Raw genomic sequence first — 7,164 nt, 5'->3', positions numbered from 1 at the left:
AGATCAAGTCGTCCTCGCAGACGCTCAAGCAGGAATACCTCGATACATACGAGGGAGGTGAATGACATGAAACGGTTGATTTCCGATCTCAGCCGAACACATTGAGCGGAAAGGCCGTTCCCGCAGTCAGTCGAACGTCCCCGGGGCCCTTCTCAGGCCCCGGGGACGGCATTTTCCCAGTTGAAGGAACGGTGGAGATGTGTTTCGATGGGTCAGATTCGTGTCGTTCCGAAAAGACCGTGAACCTTTTGTGGGACACGCGGTGCCGTGGTACCATAGCCGAGTTTGTTGTCTTGGTCGGAAACCAAGACGCCTTATGCGCTGATCGGTAACCAGCGCCTGACTAATAAGGAGTCCTACCATGAAGCAGGGTATCCATCCCCAGTATGTCGAGTGCACGGTGACGTGCTCCTGCGGCAACACCTTCAAGACGCACGCAACCGTGTCCGAGATGAAGGTCGAGCTTTGCAACGAGTGCCACCCGTTCTACACCGGCCAGCAGAAGTTCGTCGACACCGGTGGACGCGTCCAGCGCTTCGCCGACAAGTTCGGTGGCGCCGCTGCCGCCCAGCTCAAGAAGGCCGAGGAGGCCAAGGCTGCCAAGGCTGCCAAGGCTGCTGAGGCCGAGGCCGCTCGCAAGGCCGCCGCTGAGGCTAAGGCTGCCGAGAAGGCCAAGCGTGCTGCTAAGTTTGCCGAGGAGGCTGCCAAGCAGGCCGCCGAGGCTCCCGCAGAGGCTCCCGTCGAGGAGGCCGCTGCCGAGGCCGAGACCACCGAGGCTGCTGAGTAAATAGCTCGCCGCGGAAACACTCGCATTCATGGCATGAGGGCCGCGCACCCATTTGGGTGCGCGGCCCTTTTCATTTTATTGGTGCAAACGGACCTGCTCCCATGGCACCAAATTGGTGCGAAGGGGGACAGGTCCGTGTAGCGTTTGCCCAGATAAAACCTGCCAAAATAAACCTGTCCCTGTTTGGCAGGTCGGGTCGTAGTTATTACGTGGCGGTCGAGGTCGACCGTATAGGCCGCGTCCTGTTTGGCTAAAGTACATTTATCTGTGTTTAACTCGCCCGAGGCTGCATGGCGTGGGCGATGGCCAAAAAGGAAAACCACATGGGATTCATGTCAAAGCTGCTGTCCTTTGGATCCGATAAGGACCTTAAGCGCTACTACAAGATCGTCGACCAGATCAACGGTCTTGAGCCCCAGTTTGAGAAGATGACCGAGGACCAACTCCGCGGCCAGACCGATAAGTTCCGCGAGCGTTACGCCAACGGCGAGTCGCTCGACGACATGCTCCCCGAGGCCTTTGCCACCGTGCGTGAGGCTTCCAAGCGCACCATGGGTATGCGCCACTTTGACGTGCAGCTCATTGGCGCCATGGCACTGCACGAGGGCCGCATCGCCGAGATGAAGACCGGCGAAGGTAAGACCCTCGTCTCCACGTTGGCCGGCTATCTCAACGCTATTGCCGGCAAGGGCGTGCACGTCGTTACTGTCAATGATTACCTTGCCAAGCGTGACTCCGAGTGGATGGGCCGCATCTATAAGTACCTGGGCATGACCGTCGGTCTGCTCCAGAACAACATGCCGCTCGAGCTCAAGCGCCCGGCCTACCAGGCCGACGTCACCTACGGCACCAACTCCGAGTTCGGCTTTGATTACCTGCGCGACAACATGGTTACCCGTCCCGAGCAGCGCGTGCAGCGCGGCCACAACTACGCCATCGTCGACGAGGTTGACTCCATCCTGATCGATGAGGCCAGGACGCCGCTCATTATCTCGGGCGCTGGCACCAAGTCCGCCAGTACCTACAAGGACTTCGCGCGTGCTGTGCGTGGCCTTGAGCGCGGCGAGGACGTGTCGCACGACATGCTTACCGCCACCGAGGACGTGGAGCCCACGGGCGACTACGTCATGGACGAGGCCAAGCACACCATCGCCGCCACCGAGCGCGGCCTTAAGAAAATCGAGCGCCGCCTGGGTATCGATGACATCTATGCTGATCTCTCCGGCCAGCTGGTCAACCACCTGCAGCAGGCGCTGAAGGCCCAGTACATGTTCCACCGCGACAAGCAGTACGTGGTCACCAACGGCGAGGTCAAGATCGTCGACGAGTTCACCGGCCGCATCATGGAGGGCCGCCGCTATTCTGAGGGCCTGCACCAGGCCATCGAGGCCAAAGAGGGTGTGCTCGTGCGCGAGGAGAACCAGACCCTGGCCACCATCACCCTGCAGAACTACTTCCGTCTGTATGACAAGCTCTCCGGCATGACCGGCACGGCACTTACCGAGGATGCCGAGTTCCGCGAGATCTACAAGCTGCCCGTCGAGGTCATCCCCTCCAACAAGCCCGTGCAGCGCGTGGACCACGAGGACCTGGTGTACCGCACCATTCAGGCTAAATACAACGCCGTTGCCGACGACGTTGAGCGTCGTCACGCCAAGGGCCAGCCGGTCCTGGTGGGCACCGTCTCCATCGAGAGCTCCGAGAAGCTGTCTGCCGCCCTTACCAAGCGCGGCATCGCGCACGAGGTCCTCAACGCCAAGCACCACGAGCGCGAGGCCCATATCGTGGCCCAGGCAGGACGTTACGGCGCCGTGACCATTGCCACCAACATGGCCGGTCGTGGCACCGACATCCTGCTGGGCGGCAACCCCGACGAGCTGGTGCGCGAGCGCCTGGAGTACGAGGGCCTGACCATGGAGGACGTGACGCCCGAGCAGCTCGAGCAGTTTAACGCCGAGGCCAAGGAGACTTGCAAGGCCGAGCGCGAGCGAGTGCTTGCCGCCGGTGGCCTGACCGTTATCGGCACCGAGCGCCACGAGTCCCGTCGTATCGACAACCAGCTGCGCGGCCGCTCCGGCCGTCAGGGCGATCCGGGCGAGACCCAGTTCTACCTGTCGCTCGAGGACGACCTCATGCGCCTGTTCGGCGGCGACAAGATGGACCGCGTCTCCAAGATGATGGTCACGGCCGACATGGGCGACGACATGCCCATCCAGCACAAGATCATCTCCAAGGCCGTCGAGAGCGCCCAGCACAAGGTCGAGAGCATCAACTTCTCCATGCGTAAGAGCGTCCTTGAGTACGACGACGTCATGAACAAGCAGCGCCAGGTCATCTACGCCGAGCGCAATAAGATTCTGGACGGCAAGGACCTGACCGACCACATCACCGAGGTCATGCACGACACCGTGTACCGCTGCGTGCAGGAGTTCTGCACCAAGGACAGTCACGATGGCGAGCGCGACCTGGAGGGCCTGCGCAAGTGGGTTGTGGAGCTCACCGGCCACATCGATACGCCGAAGTTCCCCGACGAGGATTATGAGGCCCTGGCTGCCGATGTCCTGGCTTACGTAGAGAAGTGCTACAACATGAAGGCCGAGCGCTTGGGCGAGGACCTGATGCGCGAGCTCAACACTCAGGTCATGCTGCGCGTCATCGATACCCGCTGGATGAACTACCTGCAGGAGATGGACTACCTTAAGACCGGCATCGGGCTGCGCGGCTTTGGCCAGCGCGACCCGCTGGTTGAGTACAAGACCGAGGCCTACGGCGCGTTCCAGATACTCGTCGATACCATGTATGAGGATTACCTGCGCACGGTTCTGCGCATCGAGATCAAGGCTGCCCCGCGTGCCGTGGAGCACAAGGAAGAGCCCGCGCTCGAGGGCGCGCGCTTCTCCGGTCCTGCCGAGGTCGATGGTGATAACGGCGACTCGGTGCTGCGCAAGCAGGCGCAGGTGCAGGCCCGCACGGCTGTCCAAGGCGGACCGGCTGCCGTCAACAACGGTGGCAAGGTGACCACCTATCGCAAGTCCGAGAGCGACGATCCGTACGTCAACGTGGGCCGCAACGACCCGTGCCCCTGCGGTAGCGGCAAGAAGTTTAAGTACTGCCACGGCAGGAATCGTTAATGGCTGAGGCTTTAGAGGTAACGCCCGCCGAGCTGGACGCGTTCGCGGACCGGCTCGGCGAGGTCGAGTCGTATCTCCATTTGGACGAAAAGCGCACGCGCGTGACCGAGCTTGAGGCCAAAAGTGTTGCCCCTGGCTTTTGGGATGACGCCGACGCCGCCCGTGCCACCATGGAGGAGATCGCGCGTACCAAGGAAGATATCGCTGCCGTGGACACCGCGCGCGGCGAGCTTTCCGATGCCCGCGCCGCGCTGGAGCTTGCCGAGGAGATGGGGGATGACCCCGACGCCGTCGCCCTTCGCGAGGAGGCTACAGCCACGGCTGAGCGCCTGGCCCGTGCCATCGATGAGCTCGAGCTTTCGAGCTGGTTTACCGGTGAGTTCGATCACGGCGATGCCATTGTGACCATCAAGCCCGGACAGGGTGGTCTGGAGGCCCAGGACTGGACCTTCATGCTCTTTAAGATGTACATGAAGTACTGTCAGCGTCGCGGCTGGAAGGTCACCATCAACGACTGTCCCGCAGCCGAGGTCATCGGCATCGACCGCGCGACCTTTACTGTCGAGGGCAAGGACGCATTTGGCATGCTGCGCGCCGAGGCCGGCGTCCACCGCTTGGTTCGCATTAGCCCCACCGACGACAAGAAGCGCCGCCAGACCACGTTTGCCGGCGTCGAGGTCATCCCCGTGCTACCCGATGATATCGACATCGAGATCAGTCCCGATGACATCCGCGTGGACGTGTACCACGCGAGCGGCCCGGGCGGCCAGGGCGTTAACACCACCGACTCCGCCGTGCGCGTGACGCATTTCCCCAGCGGCATTGTGGTCACCTGCCAAAACGAGCGCAGCCAGATCCAGAACAAGGCCGCGTGCATGCAGATCCTCAAGGCTCGCCTGTACGAGATTGAGCTCGAGAAGCGCGCCGAGGCGCTCGATGAGATCCGCGGACCCAAGACCACGATTGGTTTTGGCAACCAGATTCGCAGCTACGTGCTCTACCCGTACCAGATGGTCAAGGACCTACGCACGGGCGTGGAGACCAGCAATGTCGAGGCCGTTCTTGACGATGGCGACCTGGACCCGTTTGTTATTGGCTACCATCGCTGGGCCACCGGTAACGCTGACGCGGAGACCCCATCTGCATAAACCGCCCGGTTTATGTGGAAATGGATTAAAACCCTCCCAGCAGGGTGGTTTTGTATCCAGAGCAAACCCTGCGCAGGGGTGGTTTTTGTCCGGCGAATCGGTAGAATCGAATACAAGAAGAAGTTCAAAGCGCATCCGTTTGGGTGCGCTTTTTTGAGGGAGGCAGCATGGCATATCGTCTGGACATCAAGCGCATTCTTTCGATGAACTTCTTTCACGATCTGCCCCAGATCATGTTGGGGTGTGCCTTGGCCGCCATCGCGACCGACCTGTTTTTGATTCCCAATGGTCTTGCCGCCGGTGGCGTTACGGGCCTTGCGACTATTATCCAGGCAGTCGGCGCGGCGCGAGGCGTGTCGCTTCCCGTCGGTATCCAGACCATCGTGATGAATGCCTTGCTGCTGCTGGTCGTTATGCGCGAGGGCGGCATGTTCTACGTGGTGCAGACCGCGACGGGCTTTGTGCTGCTGGGCTTCTTTACCGATCTGTTCGCCCCGTTTGTAGCGCCTCTGGCACATGCAGACCTGATGCTTCCCGCTATGTGGGGCGGCATTATCACGGGCATCGGTTACGGCATGGTGTTGCGCGCCGGCGCCAACACCGGCGGCTCGGACACTATTGGCCAAATCATCTCGCGTAAGACCTCGCTGCCGGTGGGTTCGACCGTCATGGCAATCGATGTTGCCGTGTGCGCGCTGTCGGCTCCGGTCTTTTCAATCGAAAACGCGCTATATGCAGGACTTTCGATGGTCATTAGCGGCTACGTGATCGATGCCGTGGTCGATGGTGGCAACAAACGCCGTATGGTCCTCATCATCTCGGACAAGTTCCCTGATATCGCTGCCGATATCATGTATGGCCTGGGTCGTGGTTGTACCAAGTTTAAGGCGACTGGCATGTATTCGGGTGCCGAGAAGCCGGTGATTATGGTCATCGTGAGCCGTCGAGAGCTCAATACCCTCAAGACGATCGTGCGCGAGCGCGATCCTCGCGCCATTGTGACGGTCGCTGACGTTACGGAAGCCTTCGGCGAGGGATTCAAGGACATTAGCGCGTAGGTGCGACCGCGTTCCATCCAAAAGACGTTCACATTGATAAACCGTTTCATCAGCGGTTCTGCCTGCTAAATTGTTCAAATAATGATAAAAACTCTGGTAAAGCCATCAGTTTCCAGCATAATGAATGACGTACGTGCATTGCGGCTGTGTTGGGACTACCTTTCCGTGCCGTGCGCATTTTGTCTAATGAGGATGAAAGGAAGGCACAATGAGCGACGAAGAGCTCAAAAAGGTTGCCAACGAGGTAAGGAAGGGCATCGTCACCGGCGTGCACGCTGCCAAGTCCGGCCATCCGGGCGGTTCGCTCGGCGCTGCCGACATCATGACCTATCTGTACTTTGAGGAAATGAACGTCGACCCGGCCGATCCCCGCAAGGCCGACCGCGATCGCTTTGTGCTCTCCAAGGGCCACTGTGCTCCGGGTCTGTACGCCGTGCTCGCCGAGCGTGGGTTCTTCCCCAAAGAGGATCTCGAGACGCTGCGCCACATCGGTAGCCACCTGCAGGGTCATCCCAACATGAACGACACCCCGGGCGTCGACATGTCCACCGGTTCGCTCGGCCAGGGCATCTCCGCCGCCGTGGGCATGGCCGTTGCCGCCAAGCACTGGGGCGATGACTATCGCACCTACGCCCTGCTGGGTGATGGCGAGAGCGAGGAGGGCCAGGTCTGGGAGGCCGCCATGTTTGCCGGCAACCAGCAGCTCGATAACCTCTGCGTGATCGTCGACCACAACGGCCTGCAGATCGATGGCCCCGTCGAGGAGGTCAACGACCCCATGCCGCTCGCCGACAAGTTCCGCGCCTTTAAGTTCCACGTGGTGGAGCTTGCCGACGGCAACGATTTCGATCAGATTCGCGCCGCCTTTGCCGAGGCTCGCGCTACCAAGGGCCAGCCGACCGCCATTATCGCCGAGACCCTGAAGGGCAAGGGCGTGTCCTTTATGGAGAACCAGGTTGGTTGGCACGGCAAGGCCCCCAACGATGAACAGTTTGAGCAGGCCATGGCAGAGCTCACGGCCGCCGGAGAGGAGCTCTAGG

Annotated in this window: 5 protein-coding genes; all 5 read left to right on the top strand. The window is 60.8% G+C overall.

What is annotated here, in order from left to right:
- The first annotated feature begins 361 nt into the window (after positions 1-361).
- On the top strand, positions 362-787 hold the full coding sequence (gene rpmE, locus DWY05_RS01695; RefSeq protein WP_006235303.1) for a 50S ribosomal protein L31: 426 nt from the start codon (positions 362-364) through the stop codon (positions 785-787).
- 323 nt (positions 788-1,110) lie between these two features.
- The gene (gene secA / locus DWY05_RS01690) at positions 1,111-3,918 is read left to right on the top strand and encodes a preprotein translocase subunit SecA (RefSeq protein ID WP_117820407.1); all 2,808 of its coding nucleotides are present in this window, start codon (positions 1,111-1,113) and stop codon (positions 3,916-3,918) included.
- Positions 3,918-5,066 carry a peptide chain release factor 2 gene (prfB, locus tag DWY05_RS01685; RefSeq protein WP_117817199.1) on the top strand — a complete coding sequence of 383 codons (1,149 nt, stop codon included), beginning with the start codon at positions 3,918-3,920 and terminating at the stop codon, positions 5,064-5,066. The genes secA and prfB overlap by 1 nt, the downstream gene beginning before the upstream one ends.
- Positions 5,067-5,233: 167 nt before the next feature.
- The gene (locus DWY05_RS01680) at positions 5,234-6,124 is read left to right on the top strand and encodes a YitT family protein (protein ID WP_117820408.1); all 891 of its coding nucleotides are present in this window, start codon (positions 5,234-5,236) and stop codon (positions 6,122-6,124) included.
- Positions 6,125-6,332: 208 nt separating this feature from the next.
- Positions 6,333-7,163, top strand: coding sequence for a transketolase (locus tag DWY05_RS01675; protein ID WP_117820409.1), 831 nt, complete (start codon positions 6,333-6,335; stop codon positions 7,161-7,163).
- The last annotated feature ends 1 nt before the right edge of the window (position 7,164 follow it).

The organism is Collinsella sp. AF23-4AC, assembly GCF_003462685.1.
Taxonomy (GTDB): Bacteria; Actinomycetota; Coriobacteriia; order Coriobacteriales; family Coriobacteriaceae; genus Collinsella.
This window is presented reverse-complemented; position numbering and strand designations above follow the sequence as displayed.